Source organism: Providencia vermicola, from assembly GCF_010748935.1.
Lineage (GTDB): Bacteria > Pseudomonadota > Gammaproteobacteria > Enterobacterales > Enterobacteriaceae > Providencia > Providencia zhejiangensis.
The window spans coordinates 4,000,951-4,018,181 of the sequence record NZ_CP048796.1 but is presented as its reverse complement, the minus strand read 5'-3'; the positions used below and the strand labels follow the sequence as shown (position 1 = coordinate 4,018,181).

The window sequence follows — 17,231 nt, the reverse complement described above, 5'->3', positions numbered from 1 at the left end:
ATATCAAAAATGGTGTTTTTACGGGTGAAAAGAAGTGGTTTTAGCCCATTGAGTAGATTTTTGAATGAGTGCCTAAGTGGCGTTATGCTTAAGCACCTTTATGTTAAATTCAGATAGAACTTGTTAATTTAGTTTAGGTGATAAATACTGTCCGTATATATCTCATGGATAGGTCACATCAATGCAATGGTTAACTAAAATAACGCTCAGTTCCTCACTATTTTTGCTCCTCGCATGTTCACCAGATGAAAAAAAATCTCTACCTGAAAAAAGTGAATACCTTGCAGGGAATTTGTCGGGATTTAATCATGTGAAAGGAACGAACGTTAACTGGTTTACCGTCAATGGGTATGGTGGGAGAACGGGTGGTTTTACCTGCTGCGTTATGCTACCACCCAAATGGAATCCAAATTTAACGGCTGAAATAGAATGGGAAATAGATCCCAACCCATACCCAAAAAATATTCCAACGTTTGATAGCGGAAATTATCCTGAGTTTGCAAAAAAACACAAAGCTAACTACCGACAGTATCAAACAACAGTTAAGATCCCTGAATACTCAGAAACCTGTGGATTAACCGTGCATTTTTTACCTTGCCAACAAGTCAAGGTAACTACCTCCTGTTATACCATTGACCACCCAGACTACCCAATCAAAGATGCTTTTGACCAAGAGGAACCAGCATCATGCCAGAAATAACACGTTGGGATAAAGTCAGTCATGGCGAATCATGTTGGATGCCTCCAGAGTTTCCAAGCCAAGGACGACTCCCTCTCACACCGAAGCAAATTGAACGTAACTTAAAAAAGATCCGTCAGGATGAAGCGCGTTATCATGATAAAGTGTCAGAAAAGCTAGGGTTTAGAATGAGCATGACATGCTGCCATAGTTTGCATATCAGCTTATTTTTTGACGGTACCAATAACAATGAACCCTATGACACCAAGAAAGCTAGCCCTCCACATCCTTCTAATATTGCGAAGCTATATCATGCCAGTGCCCCTGAAGACAAAAAAGCCAATAGCAGTGGATATTACGCATATTATATTCCCGGAGTCGGAACCCCCTTTCCCGAAATAGGAACCTATGACTATTATTCAGAGGGACTCACGTACGCAAAGGGAGGAGAAGACCGTATCAATTGGGCATTGGTCCAAATTTGTAATACATTAAATATCGCGATTAAGAAAATAAAACTCGATGATAACACCATGAAAAAAAGCGTTCATGCGATGCGAGGGAGTTATGAGTCAGCGATAATTGGCCACCTTTTTACAGGACAGGGGCTAGATGCAGCCAGAACGGCTGACAATAATAATATCAACCGTATTCGTGAAATAGAATCGTTGCTTGAACCACTAAAAAAAGACATCATCACAGCCAGTCCAAAATTAGTCAGCATTAAGCTATTTGTTTATGGTTTTTCCCGAGGTGCAGCAGAAGCCAGAACCTTTTCTTCATGGCTGAATGATATTCTAAAATCCTCAACCCTTTCCCCCCAAGGAACACTTCTGGGACTCGCTGTTTCTATTGAATTTTTAGGTATTCTAGATACAGTTCCTGCAGTTGGTGTTGCCAATATGGCGCCAATCTTCACTGGACATAATGGATGGGCTTATGGGACGCAAAGCCTCCCTAAATCCAGTTTAATTAAACAATGTACTCACCTTGTCTCATCTCATGAACAACGCCAATGCTTTGCGTTAGACTCCATTCGTTACCCTGACGGGACTTACCCTTCAAATGCAGTTGAAGTCATTTATCCCGGAATGCACTCCGATGTAGGAGGTGGATACCCTGTTAATGACCAAGGAAAAGCCCGTGAGAGTGATGGTGAACTTCTGTCACAAATAGCCCTACACGATTTATATGCATCAGCCATCGATGCAGGCGCACCGCTGGCGATCCATCCCAGTTATATTAGGGATGAATTAAAGGAACGTTATCCTTATAGAGTAATGCAGCCTAGTACAATTAAAGAATTTGTAATATCAGATGAATTAATTACCCGATTTAATGCATGGCGAAAAACTGTAACCCTTGAAACACAATCACAGCCAACACAAAGTGAACAAGGCTATTCCCCTGTACGTTTTAAATACGCCCCGCTTGAAGATGCAGTCGAAGAACAGATGGGATGGATGACCGCATGGCGTATAGCCAGATATGCATCCTCTCGGCAAGAGTCAATCAATTTATCACACCAACCTTTTTTCCAAGCCTCAACATTGCCCGATGGAGCCCAAATCGCTCCATGGGATACGCGATTTCCGGATAGAGCTGAATATTACATCAATGAAGCCAAAGAGACTCATGACGCTAAATTAAAACAAATACAGGTCGAAAGGGAAAAAGAAAAAACTCGTCATAACGATGATTGGACGCCTCCTCCACAATTTATCGGAGAGCCATTGTTCGATGAACAGAATAGCAAAGGACAACTATGGGAAGCATCGTTGGAGTTTAAAACCGATTACGATAATCAACCCAGCATTGACTATCTCAATGTCACTCGAAAAACCATGGTTTTTAAAGCGGCAGACAGGGCTGTTAGAAAAGCGACGTATCTCGTGTTAGGTCATGATCCTGAAGCGGAATATGCTCGTTTAAAACAACTCGCCACACTCATTTATCAAGATACAGTCAAGCCGGTTCTCGATAACCAAAACGATCACCCACGCATCAAAAATGTTTTTACTGACATAAAAAAAGTAATTGCATTATATGATGACCAAATCCACGATTCTCGTGCATGGTTTATGCATACCGAAGCGGGTATCTCCGAAATGTTAGGTGATTACTTTTTATTTCGAATGATTTACTTTGGTAATAAATGGAATAAATTAACCCAAGTCGTCAGTCTTGATTTAGAACTTACGCCCAATCTTTTTGAATTTGATTTATCCAAAAACGCGAACGATATTGAAGTGTTTAAACATGGTGAAGAATACGTTTTAAAAAATAGAAACAGTGGGCATGTGTATACAATCCCAAATAGCACCATATCGGCTCCTACCTCAGATTTCCTGTCTGAAATTGGTGCGTTAGAGCTTTCAAGCGATAAGATACGCCACGAAAAATTCATGGAATATGTTTCCACATTGCCAAATGTCATTAAATTAACTTAATCATAATGGGAATCGAAATATCTCGATTCCCATAAGACCCATTATGTTAAATAAAACTACAAATCGAAGAAAAAGAGGCGGATAGACATACCCGCCCAAAATAAAGGCTAAGAAACAAAAGTGCCATTCGCTATTTTTTGTAGATTTGCATATATTTGAGCCTGTCTATCATCTTTCCGTTGCTGAACCAACGGTTTCAATTGAGCAATAAACTCATGAGTTGAAGCAGGTAATTCGTTTTCATTAACGATAATTTCTTGTCCAGTCTGGCGATGATATATTTTAACCCCATAGGTTGGGTGATGAGTAAAAACAGCGTGTTTCTGTAAATTTTTATCCACGCCCATTAAATAATTACCATCAAAACGCAATAAGACGGCCTTATTCCATTTATCCCCAAAATAAATCATTCTTGATAAAAAATACCCTCCAAACGGCTCTCTCACTCCACTCTCGGAATGCATAAACCAAGCTCGAGAATCATGAATATAGTTATCATAGAGATCAATTAAAGAACCTATTTTTGGATCTTTTTTACCCGTGAAATACGGTAAAAAAGATCGTTCATATTTATCATTCCCATTATCTTTAAAAATAAAATATTTGACAGCTTCATTTTGGCGCGTATAAACATACGCATTGGTTAACAATAACGGGTCAAGAATCTGTAGTATTCCCGCTGTTAACGGTACTGAGCCAGCAAAACTGCTGTCCGTGTTTTCTTCAATCGTACAGGTTTTTTCATTAATGGGGTGCTTGGTCATTTTATATTGAAGCGTTAATAGTGGTTCAGGTCGAGGTCTACGCACATAATCAGCGGCAAATTCTAACGCTGCTTCCCAGAGTTGTCCTCGTGCATTAGTGGCATCAAATAAAGGTGAACCAATTAAATCACCACCTGGAAACCAATCTTCATTATTTCTATGTTTAGCTATCTCATCATTACGCTTTTTTTCAGTGAGTTGAGCATTACATGCTAAAAGAGATCATTCCTCAGCCAACGCATTATACGCTTGCTTTCCATACCCTGATTCATACGGTTGAGCCTGAATTTTGGGGTGTTGAGAAGCCTGCTGAAAAAAAGGTTGTGACGCGATGTTCATCGGGGATGAGAGAGGGGATGCAAAACGCATAATTCGCCACCCCGTAATCCAACTGAGTTGATCTTCCATGATTTGTTCTAAGCACACCGTTTCAAACCGAAATGGGGAATAGATAGGACTGTCTGACAAATCAGACTCTTGTTGAGTATCAATCAACGTTGTTGATAGCCAATGGTTAAACGTCGAAACCAATTTCGGGGATACGTTAAATTCTTCACGATTAGAACCATCCATATTTCTAAAGGAATACCACTGCTGATAATCGGCAGATAGCTGATTAAACGTATCAGGATGAACGGCTAATGGGGCGCCAGCTTCAATCGCGGCCGCGTACATATCGTGCAGCGCGATTTGAGACAATAACGCCCCCGCATCATCTCGGGATTTACCTTGGTCGCCCATCGGATACCCCCCTCCCACATCCGAGTGCATGCCGGGGTAAACCACCTCCACCGTGTTAGGTAAATAATTTCCCTCCGCCGTCCGAATTGAATCGAGTGAAAAGGCTTGCCGCTGTTCATTGGCCGCGACAAAGTGACAACATTTTTTAATCAACCCTGATTGCGGTAAGGGTTGCGTTTGCCCCGCCCAACCGTTATGCCCTGTAAATCCCAGCACGACGTTGGCTATCCCTACCGCAGGAACGGTATCAAAAATGCCTAAAAACTCGACCGAGACCTTGACACCCAATAGCGTTCCCGCGGGAAATCCTAACAGATTGGACGATAACAGTTCATCTAACCAACTCACAAACGCTCTGGCTTCCGCTGCCCCACGAGAAAATCCATAGACAAACAATTTAATGGCGACAATTTTACATTGAGAGTCGGGTACTTTTTTCTTAATCGGTTCAAGTAGTTTTTCTATGGCATGTAAGCGTGCCGCCTGATGACTATTATTTGGCGAAACTGCAGCTAAATAGGCTTGATTAATTTTTTCTCGGTCAAAAAACATTGGACCTGTTGCCGCCGTCGCCATTATGGCGTCGTTTTGAGATAGATCTAGTTTGGATGAATTCATCGTTTCAACCGCTTTTTTCATAAGACCATTACCGATGAAATTTTTTGTCACCGTATGATGTAATGTATTACACAGTTGAACTAAGCCCCAATTAATACGGTCTTCTCCCCCAACCGCAAACTGCAACCCCGAAGAATAATAATCATACGTCCCAATTTAAGGGAATGGCGTACCGACGCCCGGAATGTAATAAGCATAAAAACCACTCTCATTCGCCTGACGGTTTTCGGGGGCACTGGCATGATACAGTTTAGCCACATTGGATGGATGCGACGGTGTACTGCTTGTGTCGTTCGGCTCATTGTTATTGGTGCCATCAAAAAACAAGCTGATATGTAAACTTTTACAACACGAATTTTTTAATTTCCGATAACAGTCACTCCGATGTCGAGATTCTTCTTGTCTTATTTTTTTCAATATTCTTAATTAACTGCTCTTTTGTCAGTTTTAACCGCCCATCGAGCGGGAATTCAGGGGGAACCCAACAAGGGCCACCTTGGGTTGAGATTTGGTCTTTTTGAGGGGCGATAATCATTGAGGACATTGTGCGGGCTCCGGTTGGTCAAAAGGGTCTTTAATGGGGTGGTTTGGATGCTCAATGCCATGGCACGTCGCGGTAACTTTCACTTGTTGGCACGGTAAGAAGTGGACTTGCAATCCACAGGAATCCGTATATTCCGGGATAGTCACGGTGGTCTGATATTGTCGGTAATTGGCTTTATATTTTTTTATATAATCTTTGTAGTTGGGATCACTGTATTCAGGAAAATCGGAGGGAAAAGGGTCAGGATTAACTTCCCACTTGATATTGACCTGCATATTGGGTTGCCATATTTCAGGTAGCATGATGCAGCACGTAAACCCCCCGGTTCGCCCCCGATAACCATTGACTGAAAACCAATTAATCTTCGTATCCGCGACATGGTTATACCCCAATAAATTTGCCCCCACATAGGCGATTTTATCTTTCGGTTTATCGTCGGGCGAACACCCTAAAATAAAGAGTGGAAGAATGAAAAAAGCTAAAGTAAATGCTCTCATGTACATAATCCTGTCCATTGGAAATGGAAAACAGTATCATACACTTAAGGTAAATTATCTATTCCTGAATAAGAATAATTGGAGTGACATCATTGGTTCTTATAAGACCCATTGTGTTAAACGGGTGTGTTTAGAGACTAAAACACCAGGTTAGATATCATAAAACCGCCTAAGTGCGATTTTGAATTGCTAAAAGTATCTCATCCCCCTGAAAGTTTATAACGGTTTCAGTTGCAGTTAAGCGTATTTTTAACATCGCCAGAGCTGACTGAAAAACTGACCTGAAATCGTTGAAAAGCACAAACTTGTTTTGTGGTGTTCGACGATTTTACCAACCGAGTAAAACGAGGACGGTAGTGTTATTTAAAATAAGCAGAATAGTTAATGATACACACAGGCGATTTTCGTGATAAATAGAGGCTATATCACTTTAAAAATTGATAGAAGGTTACAATAGATGTGAATGTACAAACCACCTCACGTAGGTGAATTAATCACTGAAACGTTGAATGAACTTAACCTAAGCATTGATATTTTAGCTGAAAAGCTAAAAATGACTGTATCCGAAACTGAACAGCTTGTTAATGGTAATCGAGTCATTACATTACAAATTGCGAAGCGTCTATCAATGACTCTCGGTAGCAGTTCATCATTTTGGTTAAATATTCAAAAAAATTATTACAAACGCTCCTCTATTGAGAATGAATTTTTTTGAAGATATTTAACCCATCAAATTCTATTTTTTGTATTTTAATATCTGGTCATATTCAGCCAAAATTTAAACTTAAAATAAGCACAGCTATTAATTTTGAACATCAATTGACATAGGTTTACACGAAAAAGCTGATGCATCAATGCATCAGCAGCGCATCAGTTTGATGCGTGAGAACAGTAGTTACAGTTTAACTCTCTATATCACATATGATGTGCAACCATTTATTTCATACTTACCCATAGGAAATATAAAGTTTCAACATTTTATATCCTGCATCAATTCGTCATCGGAATGATGCAGAAATGCATCAGTTCTATGTTTACATAGCCATAACAATTAAAAATAAACTTCATATTTATCAAAAAAATACTATAAAAATTCCATTTTGCGTATGGTGTGTGTTTGCAAGAAACAAAAATTGGTGAGTACAAAATATTTTTAGTGCCTGATAAATAGTTTTTGATGGGTCACAAAAGAAATTTTAATCATGAGCGCAACAATATGCGTAATTGTCCTCTCGTGTTTCATTTTAATTCTTACTTTAAAGCTCCTGTAACGTCCTCTGTTTGATTTAAACACCCTAACTAAGAGGTGTTTTATGATGATTGGTTATTCTAGTGGCTTAAAATTGATTATAGAGCGTTTAACATCCACTAACTGGATTAATGTGAGCAAAGCGAACTGAATAACACGGAAATTTCAGCGACGCTGTGGCGGAATGGTCGAAGACAAAAGAAATGTTCAGCAATCTTCCTGAGCAACGCGAGGGAGCTACTGTAGTATTTTTAGGTATGTTTTGAAAGGAGCAAACATTGTTTGCGACATCTGTTTAACTATCTCGTAAAGTGATGTATCTGACAAAAATGGTTGAGTTATTCACAGGTATTCCCCTTTTTAACTTGTTTTTTTGTTTTTTTATCTTGTTTTCTGATCTTGTTTTCTGACGGCTTTATTTCTTTAAAATCAATACACTATATACCCATAGGTCGGAAAAATTACGGTAGCATCCACATAATTAGGTCTGATAAAATAAAAACTTGCTACCTTTAAAATAGGCCTGTAGATGTTATAAAACATATAACTTATTGGGTTTAACATGAGTAACTTAATCGCGTACAAATCAAATGCCCTGATTGAAGCTAGCTACAAGCTAACTCTTCAAGAGCAAAGAGTATTGTTGATGTGCATAGGTAAGTTGAATCCGCAAGATGAACAGCCAGAAAAAAATTCCAATTAACTGCAAATGAGTTTTTTTTGGCATTTCCTGATATGGGAAAAGAAAATGCTGAACGACACTTACAATCAGCTATAGATCGATTATGGGACAGATCTATCATTATAAATTGGAAGAATAAAAAAGAAGAAATCCGTTGGATCCAAGGAAGGGCTAAATATTTTACTGGAGAGGGAAAAATAGAATTAGTTTTTTCAGATTTGATTATGCCATATTTAACTCAATTAAAAGGCCAATTCACTAGTATTGCTGTTAAAAGTGTATCTGCTCTTAAAAGGACATATAGCATACGAATTTATGAATTATTAATGCAATTCAAGAAGACAGGTGATCGACTTATAAGCGTCGATGACTTCCGGTCTATGCTCGGATTGGAGGAAAAATATAGTCAATTTAAAAGATTAAATGACGATGTCATAAAACCGGCGATTCAAGAATTAAATGAAAAAAGTGATCTAATGGTTTTAGTTGATACTGTCAAAAAAGGTCGTAGAGTTGTCGCTTTACACTTCCAATTTAAAGAAGATAAACAAATAAAAATGGCAATCTAATGGCTCAGGTAAGTATTTCAGAAGCAGCTAAGCTAACAGGAAAAAGTCGCAGGACAATACAACGTTATGTCGTGACAGGAAAACTATCATTGTCACCCATGATAATGACAGCTCAAAATTAGAAAATGAGTTGCTGAAAAAAGAAATTGAGTTTTTAAAGCAACGGTTAGAAGACAAAGATGCTCATATTGATAGCTTAAAAAATGCCATGCTATTAATCGAATCCAAGCTACCGACAACACCTGTACCAGCCAAAAAGTCACGGCAATTCTGGAAAAAATAGCTGGTTGGCGTCATTTTTACCGCGAAACTGAAACCACCATTTGGATAACAAACGAGCAATATCAAAAATGGTGTTTTTACGGGTGAAAAGAAGTGGTTTTAGCCCATTGAGTAGATTTTTGAATGAGTGCCTAAGTCGGATTACGCTTAAGCGCCTTTATGTTAAATTCAAATAAACATTGTTAATTTAACTTAGGTGATGAATACTGTCCGTATATATCTCATGGGTAGGGCACATCAATGCAATGGTTAACAAAAGTCACGCTCAGTTTCTCATTATTTTCGCTCCTCGCATGTTCACCAGATGAAACTCCATCTCCTTCTAAAAAAAATGAATACCTTGCAGGGAATTTGTCGGGATTTAATCATGTGAAAGGAACGAACGTTAACTGGTTTACCGTCAATGGGTATGGTGGGAGAACGGGTGGTTTTACCTGCTGCGTTATGCTACCACCCAAATGGCATCCTAATTTAACGGCAGAAGTCGAATGGGAAATAGACCCCAACCCTTACGCTAATGTACCTAATCCAGTAGGAGATAAGTTTTTAGAATTCATGAAACAACATGAAGCAAATTATCGACAGTATAAAACAACGGTCAATATCCCTGAATACTCTGAAACCTGTGGATTAACTGTGCATTTTTTACCTTGCCAACAAGTCAAGGTAACTACCTCCTGCTATACCATTGACCACCCAGACTACCCAATCAAAGACGCGTTTGACCAAGAGGAGCCTGCATCATGCCAGAAATAACACGTTGGGATAAAGTCAGTCATGGCGAATCATGTTGGATGCCTCCAGAGTTTCCAAGCCAAGGACGACTCTCTTTCACACCGAAGCAAATTGAACGTAACTTAAAAAAGATCCGTCAGGATGAAGCGCGTTATCATGATAAAGTGTCAGAAAAGCTAGGGTTTAGAATGAGCATGACATGCTGCCATAGTTTGCATATCAGCTTATTTTTTGACGGTACCAATAACAATGAACCCTATGACACCAAGAAAGCTAGCCCTCCACAATGGTGTTTTTTACGGGTGAAAAGAAGTGGTTTTAGCCCATTGAGTAGATTTTTGAATGAGTGCCTAAGTCGTGTTACGCTTCAGCATGTTTATGTTAAATTCAAATAAATATTGTTAATTTAACTTAAGTATTGAATAATGCCATTTATCACCCACGGACAGGTTACGATAATGGCATGGTTAACAAAAATCACCGTCTTATTTCCGTTATTATTCATACTTAGCGGATGCTCGCCCGATAAAAAAAACGAACAACTCGCAGGCAACATTTCGGGTTTCAATCACGTCAAAGACACGTCCATTAACTGGTTTTCTGTTAATGGTTATTATGGTCGGGGTGCCGGCGGCTCCTGTTGCATCATGATCCCTTCCCAATGGTCACCGGATCAAACCGTGCTAGTCGAATGGGAGGTTGATCCCAACCCTTATCCTTCAGATTCCCCCGGTGTAACAGACCCTAAATTTGAAGACTACATGCAAAAACATGAAGCCAACTACCGGCGTTACAGTAAACGTGTCGAAATCCCGCAGTATGATGACCCTTGTGGGTTACAAGTGCATTTTTTACCCTGCCAAGAGGTCAAAATTACCTTGTCTTGTTATGCGCTTGATCACCCAAATTATCCCATAAAAGAACCGAGCTACATGGAGGAGCCAACCGAATGTCCAATTTAAGTCTCTTTATCCCAATAGAGAGCCAAATTAAAACTCTCATCTACCCGATCAAAAAAATTATGGACAGCCAACAAGTGACTCATGGTGATCCTTGTTGGGCGCCGCCGTTGTTTCCGGAGCAAGGGCGATTACTGTTATCCATGCCTCAGGTTACCAATAATCTGTATAACGCACGAAAAGAAGAACGACAATACCAACGCTCGGACATAAAAAAACGCATGGCGTGTGTCAAAAATGTGCATGTCAGCCTGTTTTTTGATGGCACCAACAATAACGAACCTTATGACACCAACAAAGCCGAGCCACCGCACCCCTCTAACGTGGCAAAATTGTACCATGCCAGTGCACCAGAGGTTAAAGAAGCCATTTCTGCAGGTTTTTACGCTTACTACATGCCCGGTGTGGGTACGCCATTCCCCGAAATTGGCACCAATGAATACTACAATCCCGGGTTAACCTATGCTGCCGGCGGGGAAGCCCGTGTCAGTTGGGGATTAATTAACCTTTGTGACACGTTGTTTTATGAAGTTACGAAAATTCGACTGACCACCGCAGAGCGTCGTGACGCATTGGAGAGCATGAGTTCGAACACCAACTATGAAAGCACCACCATGTTCGCCTTAAGTGATTACAACCAGATTCCTGGGCTCCTAAAATGACTGGCGCCTATCAAAGACAAAATCGCTCGTCATGTTCCGAAATTGATAACATTGAAGTTGTATGTGTACGGGTTTTCTCGTGGGGCTGCCGAAGCCCGCACCTTTGTGTATTGGGTCAATCAATTATTGGAAAAACTTCCGACATTTTCAGATATCCCAGAGGCTGAAAAAACCCTCTATGGTCTTCCGGTCTCCGTGGACTTTTTAGGGGTGTTTGACACTGTGCCGGCGGTGGGGTTTGCCAATGTTATGCCCATGTTTAGTGGGCACAACAGTTGGGCGGGGGGCACTCAGCAACTGCCCAAATCGTCACTGGTGAAAAATTGCTGTCATTTCGTAGCGGCACATGAACAACGTCAGGCTTTTGCGGTTGACTCGGTGCGTACCCCAGAAGGCATTTACCCGCCCAATACCGTGGCAGTCATTTACCCCGGGATGCACTCCGATGTCGGGGGCGGTTACCCCCAAGGTGACCAAGGCAAAGCGCGAGACAGTGCGGGAGAGTTGTTATCCCAAATCGCTTTACACGACATGTACGCTGCCGCGTTCGATGCGGGCGCCCCATTGGCGATAAGTGAAACGCTGTTTTCTACCTTACATCGAGATTTACAAGAACAGTATTCTTTTCGAAAAATGACATTAGCTTCGGAAAGAGAGTTTGTTTTATCTAGTTTATTAATTGAAAAATTCAACACGTGGGTTCAACACACGTTACCTGAAATCATGCCTGCAGGCGAACCCACTAAAGCCGCGTACACGCCCATCCGATTTGCCACTCATGACCTTGAACACGTCATGGAAGCGCAATTGGTGTTAATATCCGCGTGGCGGATTGGTCGTTATGGCTCTGCACAAACCGAGCGAATCAACCTGACACAACAACCTTTTTTTCAGGCTGCGCCTCAACATGCCGATATCCATGCCCAACCGTATGAACCCGCGTTTAATCACCAAGCGACTGAAGCCATCATCACCGAATACAACCTTAATGAACAAAAAATAAATAAAATAAAAAGGGAAAGGAAAACAGAACAAGACCTACACTACTTGGATGTGAAAAATTGGGTGGCAAAAAATACAGGAACACCGCTGTTTGATGCCACCAATGCACGAGGGCAACTTTGGGAAGCCGCCTTAGAATTTAAAGCCGATTACGAAGATATTTCACGCCCAGCACCTCAGATCGATATGTCGTCACGTAAAACCCAATCGGAATGTTTAAAAGATATTCAACAATGGGTCGGTACCGCATTAGACAGCCAGTGTGCTGCTTTTCCTAAATACAGCTTTCCCACGATAACGGTGTCAGCACAAGCCGCATTGCTACAAAATTTAGACGGTTCGGTAGAACGAATTGTTCAAGCGATCACTTACCAAGATGAACGAGGTGAGTACGAATATTTAAAAGAGGTCAGTAGTGAATTATTCCGAAAAGTGATCTCCCCTTATCTTTGGGGAGTGACGCCCAAAAACACGGCGATGGACAACCTCATCGCGTTGTTTGATGACCATATTCATGATTCAAGGGCGTGGTTCATGCACTCCGAAAGTGGGGTTCGTGAGCCGTTTGGCAGTTATTTTCTGTCGCGGATGATTTATTTTGGGGATCATTGGAATAAAACCATGACGCTGATAATTGAAAACAACAAATTGGTTCAGTTCCCAGCAACACCCGCAGCACAACTCGCACTGTATTACCTTCCCACGTATGGGTTGAGAATGATAAACCTGCAAACAGGTGAAACGGCTAGCCTTGACGGAATATCAGGTGCACCAAAAACTAACCAAATCATGCCAGTAATACGCGATATTTTAGTGAAATATCAGCAGACACGGAGAGAAGAACTCCGACAAAATCTCATGGATTTTTTAACCCAGAGTGGCGATAAAGTGATAACACTCGATAAAGAATAAAGAGACAACCCAATCGGAGCAACAACGGTGATCCAGATAAGACCCATTTAGATGCGATAATCATTGAGGACATTGTGCGGGCTCCGGTTGGTCAAAAGGGTCTTTAATGGAGTGGTCTGGGTGTTCAATGCCATGACACGTCGCGGTGACTTTCACTTGTTGGCACGGTAAGAAGTGGACTTGCAATCCACAGGAATCCGTATATTCCGGGATAGTCACGGTGGTCTGATATTGTCGGTAATTGGCTTCGTGTTTTTTTCATATAATCGCGATAATTCGGATCACTATATTCAGGTAAATCGGTAGGAAAAGGGTTAGGGTCCACTTCCCACTTGATATTGACCTGCATATTGGGTTGCCATATTTCAGGTAGCATGATGTAGCACGTAAACCCCCCGGTTCGACCCCGAAAGCCATTGACTGAAAACCAATTGATATTCGTGTCCGCGACATGGTTATACCCCAATAAATTCGCGCCCACATAGGCGATATTATCTTTCGGTTTATCGTCAGGCGAACACCCTAAAATAAAGAGAGGAAGAATGAAAAAAACTAAAGTAAACGCTCTTATGTACAGATCCTGTCCATTGGAAATGGAAAACAGTATCTTATACTTAAGGTAAATTATCTATTCTTGAATTAGAATAATTGGAGTGAAATCATTGGTTCTTATAAGACTCATTATGTTAAACGGACGAGTTGGCTACTCAAAACCGCCTTCTTATATCCATTAAAGCCCCTAAAATCAATTTTAAGACACGAAAACTCTATCAAACCATCCAATGGGCAACGCTACAACACTCGCAGTTGGCTGCGCATGATTTTATGGATAGCGCAACGCGAGCATTGATTAAACGATTTAATCGTGAAGTAGGTGCAGGCTACCATTCACTGAAAGATAGTCAGCATCGTTTGGCTGAGATCAGTGAGCAATACTTATCTTCTCGTATTGATATGTTGACTGCTTATCAGCAGGACCTCAAATTTGTTACGGCAAAATATAAAGGTTTAAATTCGTCCTTATTGAGTGAACAGATATCGCTATTCCATAAGGGAGAGGACGCGGTAAGCTTATTGACAGGTATGACTGAGATGCATGACCGAATTGGATCATCATTGACGTTTTGCTTGGGTAAAACAGTAACTTGCACAACGGTTTCTGGCTAATTTTTTAAGCGATTAATACTCAGTGAGTAGCGATCTTTTAAGCATAGAAAGCGTTCATCATGGCCGTGATGAACGCGATAACATGATGAATATCACTCACTCATCTACCAATAGTTTTGTCATATTAAAACTCGGCTTTATGGTTAGTCACATTGATTTAAGAGTCTAATCATTAAGATTTAAGTTTTTAATTTTAAATTTTCCATTCAGTGAAGTATAAAATCATACCGAGTAACCATTCTAATATTTATCATGTCATTGAATAAGTTAATTGATTCTCTTTCTACACAAGGTTGGTATGTGTGGGATGACTTTTTGAACCTGTCAGAAATACAGGCAATTAAAAGCTGCATTCCTGAAAAACTACACGACGCTCGTATTGGTAACGGTGAATCGTTACAAGACAATAAAACGATTCGTGGTGACCAAACTATTTGGCTAGAGTCTGAAATGGGGGCACCTATTGCAGAGTATATGGCGAAAATGGACGTTATCCGCCAAGCATTAAACCAACAATGCTACATGGGGTTACGTGACTTTGAGACGCATTTTTGCCGTTACCCAAATGGCGCGTTTTATAAAAAGCATGTCGATAATTTTCAAGGCCAAGGCCGACGCAAAGTGACGACGGTGCTTTATATGAATGAGGCGTGGCAGCGAGGTGATGGTGGGGAATTGGTTGTGTATGATCATCAAGATAATAAACTGTTTCAACTTGACCCTTTAGCGGGGCGGATGATTGTGTTTATGTCTGAAGAGTTTCCTCATGAAGTTCTCCCTACCCAACAAAAGCGTGAAAGTATAGCCGGTTGGTTTTTAACCGAAAAAATACTTTAACCTTACTGACGAATGCCACCTCCTCGCGGAGGTGGGCTGTAAATGGATTAATTAATTCGTTTAAATGCTTGTCCAGAAAAGGTAATATTCGCATTTCCTCTTTCTATTTGATAATGCGCATTATGTCGTTGCTTATTCAATTCCGATGCTTGCTGATCTTGGTATTCATTTAAACGCCAATAAATAAGTTGCTTAGCTAATTTCTTATTCGCATGCTGACTACGTTCAGATTGCACTTTGACACTGATCCCAGTTGCAAGATGTTTTGCTCTTACCGCTGAGCAAGTTTTATTAACATGCTGCCCACCAGGACCTTGAGCTTTTATAAATTCGAATTCAATATCACTCTCTTCAATAGCTTGAATAGGTGAAAAGCGGATCACATTAATAAACCAATTTTTCCGTTTATGGTTGGGCCTTAAGGGGCTTGGACATTGCCACTGTAGTGTACCAGACCATAACTGAGCTAGCTTTTCAGCGTCATGCCCTTCTAAAGAGACCAACGCAGATTTTAAACCGTGTTTTGATGCGACAGTGTCGAGTAGATCAACCGTCACTTGATGTTTTTTAGCTTCAACGAAAAAGCAAGCTAACGCTTTTTCAACGACAATACAGCACTCCTCGGGGCCTTGTGCAGAAGAAAATTGTAATAACATTACGCACATTCCCCACTGGTTTTGTAGGTCAGTAAGGGGCGTAAACGTGCGATAACCTCAATTAACCCTGCTCCCACCATGCTTTCAATCACGGTTTCAATCGACTTATAGGATTGTGGTGCTTCCTCATAAATCAATTGTTTATTAGCACAGATGACTCGGCTACCTAATGCAGTTCGCGCTAGCTGTAATGGGGTATAGCGATGAGACAGTCGCCCCTTACACTCCGTACGCATCCATTTGCGACCCGCACCGTGAGCCAGTGAATTTAAGCTAACCTCACGGGGATGAGGCAGAACTAAATAACTGAAATCGCCGCGTGATCCTGGAATAATGACCATGCCTTGGTCAGAAGGGGTGGCACCCTTGCGATGTAGCCAACCTTGTATACCGTTAAGAGTGCACGGCTCAACCAAATTATGATTAACATCAAGGACCATTTCCCCCTTAGCCTTGACCTGCTGCAACATACATAAACCAATTAATTGGCGGTTTAATTCGGCAAAAGATAATGCATTTTGGTGTGCCTCTAAATAGGCTTTCGCTTCATTTGAAGACTCTTCAAGGCCATTGTGTCCATAGTTTTCAACATGCTGACGTAATATGGATTGGCCTAATCCACGAGAGCCACTGTGCACAAGCAGTAATGCACATTTTTTATTTAAACCGCTTTGGGTAATCGACTCGTCGCTAAAGATTTTGTCGATGATTTGAAATTCAGCAAAGTGATTACCGCCGCCAATGGAGCCGAGTGAGGACATAAAATGATGGGATTTCATCTCATGTGGAACATGCTCATTAAGCCATTCTAAGGGAGCGCTATCCGGCATTGTGGATAACTGTTTTTCAAACTTATCCAAGTTTAACTTAGTGCTCTTGATATCGGTTTGAAATAAACGCATTCCACAACCAATATCATTACCGACCAATGCGGGATAGAAGCGCTGTGCTGAGAAAAATGCAGCACCAATTGGGTAACCACGACCCGGATGTAGATCTGGCATACCGACCACAGAAACCATGTTAGGGAGTGCTGCGGTTGTTTGTAATTGTTGGATCGCTTTGCTTTCAATCCACGTGTTTTCTGTTGCGATATAACTGACGTGTTCGCTGACAGAATGAATGATATTGCCCATAAGTCATTAACTCATTTTTAAGGAAAAAATAAGGTGATTTAGCAGGCAAGAACTGGAGAGATAGAGAGACTATTTCTGAGTACGCCCGCA

General features: G+C 40.9%; 17 protein-coding genes and 2 pseudogenes. 13 read left to right on the top strand and 6 right to left on the bottom strand.

Annotation, left to right across the window (positions count from 1 at the left end; translation table 11 throughout):
• The first annotated feature begins 181 nt into the window (after positions 1-181).
• Together G3341_RS18200 and G3341_RS18195 are read left to right on the top strand one after the other, a co-directional pair.
• Positions 182-700 carry a DUF3304 domain-containing protein gene (locus tag G3341_RS18200; RefSeq protein ID WP_163863262.1) on the top strand — a complete coding sequence of 173 codons (519 nt, stop codon included), beginning with the start codon at positions 182-184 and terminating at the stop codon, positions 698-700.
• Positions 688-3,129 (top strand): T6SS phospholipase effector Tle1-like catalytic domain-containing protein, encoded by a 2,442-nt coding sequence (locus G3341_RS18195; protein ID WP_163863260.1) that lies wholly within the window; start codon positions 688-690, stop codon positions 3,127-3,129. Before G3341_RS18200 ends, G3341_RS18195 begins: the two co-directional genes overlap by 13 nt.
• Before the next feature lie 107 nt (positions 3,130-3,236).
• On the opposite strand, the pseudogene G3341_RS20920 reads toward G3341_RS18195, so the two are convergent.
• Both G3341_RS20920 and G3341_RS18185 read right to left on the bottom strand, forming a co-directional pair.
• Positions 3,237-5,796: pseudogene (locus G3341_RS20920) on the bottom strand (T6SS phospholipase effector Tle1-like catalytic domain-containing protein).
• Complete coding sequence (locus G3341_RS18185; RefSeq protein WP_244316451.1) at positions 5,784-6,293, bottom strand: DUF3304 domain-containing protein; 510 nt, start codon at positions 6,291-6,293, stop codon at positions 5,784-5,786. The pseudogene G3341_RS20920 and the gene G3341_RS18185 overlap by 13 nt, the downstream one beginning before the upstream one ends.
• A gap of 463 nt (positions 6,294-6,756) precedes the next feature.
• Here G3341_RS18185 and G3341_RS18180 point away from each other — a divergent pair, with 463 nt between their 5' ends.
• The 9 genes from G3341_RS18180 to G3341_RS18145 all read left to right on the top strand — a co-directional run bounded on the left by G3341_RS18180 (position 6,757) and on the right by G3341_RS18145 (position 13,345).
• On the top strand, positions 6,757-7,008 hold the full coding sequence (locus G3341_RS18180; protein ID WP_154635762.1) for a HigA family addiction module antitoxin: 252 nt from the start codon (positions 6,757-6,759) through the stop codon (positions 7,006-7,008).
• A gap of 1,096 nt (positions 7,009-8,104) precedes the next feature.
• Positions 8,105-8,245, top strand: a complete 141-nt coding sequence (locus tag G3341_RS20915; RefSeq protein WP_269723526.1) for a replication initiation protein — start codon at positions 8,105-8,107, stop codon at positions 8,243-8,245.
• 17 nt (positions 8,246-8,262) lie between these two features.
• Positions 8,263-8,793, top strand: coding sequence for a replication initiation protein (locus G3341_RS18175; protein WP_255427386.1), 531 nt, complete (start codon positions 8,263-8,265; stop codon positions 8,791-8,793).
• Positions 8,794-8,923: 130 nt separating this feature from the next.
• The gene (locus G3341_RS20780) at positions 8,924-9,076 is read left to right on the top strand and encodes a hypothetical protein (protein WP_230085890.1); all 153 of its coding nucleotides are present in this window, start codon (positions 8,924-8,926) and stop codon (positions 9,074-9,076) included.
• A gap of 239 nt (positions 9,077-9,315) precedes the next feature.
• Positions 9,316-9,831: a DUF3304 domain-containing protein gene (locus G3341_RS18165; protein WP_163863256.1), complete on the top strand. Its 516-nt coding sequence runs from the start codon at positions 9,316-9,318 to the stop codon at positions 9,829-9,831.
• Positions 9,819-10,205: a hypothetical protein gene (locus tag G3341_RS18160; RefSeq protein WP_163863254.1), complete on the top strand. Its 387-nt coding sequence runs from the start codon at positions 9,819-9,821 to the stop codon at positions 10,203-10,205. The genes G3341_RS18165 and G3341_RS18160 overlap by 13 nt, the downstream gene beginning before the upstream one ends.
• Positions 10,206-10,268: 63 nt before the next feature.
• Positions 10,269-10,772, top strand: coding sequence for a DUF3304 domain-containing protein (locus G3341_RS18155; protein ID WP_154624351.1), 504 nt, complete (start codon positions 10,269-10,271; stop codon positions 10,770-10,772).
• The gene (locus G3341_RS18150) at positions 10,760-11,431 is read left to right on the top strand and encodes a DUF2235 domain-containing protein (RefSeq protein WP_163863252.1); all 672 of its coding nucleotides are present in this window, start codon (positions 10,760-10,762) and stop codon (positions 11,429-11,431) included. Before G3341_RS18155 ends, G3341_RS18150 begins: the two co-directional genes overlap by 13 nt.
• A 63-nt stretch (positions 11,432-11,494) precedes the next feature.
• Positions 11,495-13,345, top strand: a complete 1,851-nt coding sequence (locus tag G3341_RS18145) for a T6SS phospholipase effector Tle1-like catalytic domain-containing protein (RefSeq protein ID WP_163863250.1) — start codon at positions 11,495-11,497, stop codon at positions 13,343-13,345.
• 60 nt (positions 13,346-13,405) lie between these two features.
• Here G3341_RS18145 and G3341_RS20885 read toward each other — a convergent pair whose 3' ends face one another.
• Positions 13,406-13,564 carry a DUF3304 domain-containing protein gene (locus G3341_RS20885; RefSeq protein ID WP_269723531.1) on the bottom strand — a complete coding sequence of 53 codons (159 nt, stop codon included), beginning with the start codon at positions 13,562-13,564 and terminating at the stop codon, positions 13,406-13,408.
• A 124-nt stretch (positions 13,565-13,688) separates the two neighbouring features.
• A pseudogene (locus tag G3341_RS20880) lies at positions 13,689-13,826 on the bottom strand (DUF3304 domain-containing protein); the annotation flags it as partial.
• A 218-nt stretch (positions 13,827-14,044) separates the two neighbouring features.
• Here G3341_RS20880 and G3341_RS18135 point away from each other — a divergent pair.
• The gene (locus G3341_RS18135; protein ID WP_163863248.1) at positions 14,045-14,512 is read left to right on the top strand and encodes a hypothetical protein; all 468 of its coding nucleotides are present in this window, start codon (positions 14,045-14,047) and stop codon (positions 14,510-14,512) included.
• A 252-nt stretch (positions 14,513-14,764) separates the two neighbouring features.
• Positions 14,765-15,349 carry a 2OG-Fe(II) oxygenase gene (locus G3341_RS18130; protein WP_154624355.1) on the top strand — a complete coding sequence of 195 codons (585 nt, stop codon included), beginning with the start codon at positions 14,765-14,767 and terminating at the stop codon, positions 15,347-15,349.
• Between the two features lie 47 nt (positions 15,350-15,396).
• Here G3341_RS18130 and prfH read toward each other — a convergent pair whose 3' ends face one another.
• Together prfH and G3341_RS18120 are read right to left on the bottom strand one after the other, a co-directional pair.
• Positions 15,397-16,005: a peptide chain release factor H gene (gene prfH / locus G3341_RS18125; protein ID WP_163863246.1), complete on the bottom strand. Its 609-nt coding sequence runs from the start codon at positions 16,003-16,005 to the stop codon at positions 15,397-15,399.
• Complete coding sequence (locus G3341_RS18120; RefSeq protein ID WP_163863245.1) at positions 16,005-17,141, bottom strand: RNA ligase RtcB family protein; 1,137 nt, start codon at positions 17,139-17,141, stop codon at positions 16,005-16,007. Before G3341_RS18120 ends, prfH begins: the two co-directional genes overlap by 1 nt.
• Between the last annotated feature and the right edge of the window lie 90 nt (positions 17,142-17,231).

Bases quoted from the DNA above. Each gene is read 5' to 3' on its own strand.
- G3341_RS18200 (WP_163863262.1), top strand. From the start codon at position 182: ATGCAATGGTTAACTAAAATAACGCTCAGTTCCTCACTATTTTTGCTC.
- G3341_RS18195 (WP_163863260.1), top strand. From the start codon at position 688: ATGCCAGAAATAACACGTTGGGATAAAGTCAGTCATGGCGAATCATGT.
- G3341_RS18185 (WP_244316451.1), bottom strand. From the start codon at position 6,293: ATGAGAGCATTTACTTTAGCTTTTTTCATTCTTCCACTCTTTATTTTA.
- G3341_RS18180 (WP_154635762.1), top strand. From the start codon at position 6,757: ATGTACAAACCACCTCACGTAGGTGAATTAATCACTGAAACGTTGAAT.
- G3341_RS20915 (WP_269723526.1), top strand. From the start codon at position 8,105: ATGAGTAACTTAATCGCGTACAAATCAAATGCCCTGATTGAAGCTAGC.
- G3341_RS18165 (WP_163863256.1), top strand. From the start codon at position 9,316: ATGCAATGGTTAACAAAAGTCACGCTCAGTTTCTCATTATTTTCGCTC.
- G3341_RS18160 (WP_163863254.1), top strand. From the start codon at position 9,819: ATGCCAGAAATAACACGTTGGGATAAAGTCAGTCATGGCGAATCATGT.
- G3341_RS18155 (WP_154624351.1), top strand. From the start codon at position 10,269: ATGGCATGGTTAACAAAAATCACCGTCTTATTTCCGTTATTATTCATA.
- G3341_RS18150 (WP_163863252.1), top strand. From the start codon at position 10,760: ATGTCCAATTTAAGTCTCTTTATCCCAATAGAGAGCCAAATTAAAACT.
- G3341_RS18130 (WP_154624355.1), top strand. From the start codon at position 14,765: ATGTCATTGAATAAGTTAATTGATTCTCTTTCTACACAAGGTTGGTAT.
- prfH (WP_163863246.1), bottom strand. From the start codon at position 16,005: ATGTTATTACAATTTTCTTCTGCACAAGGCCCCGAGGAGTGCTGTATT.
- G3341_RS18120 (WP_163863245.1), bottom strand. From the start codon at position 17,141: ATGGGCAATATCATTCATTCTGTCAGCGAACACGTCAGTTATATCGCA.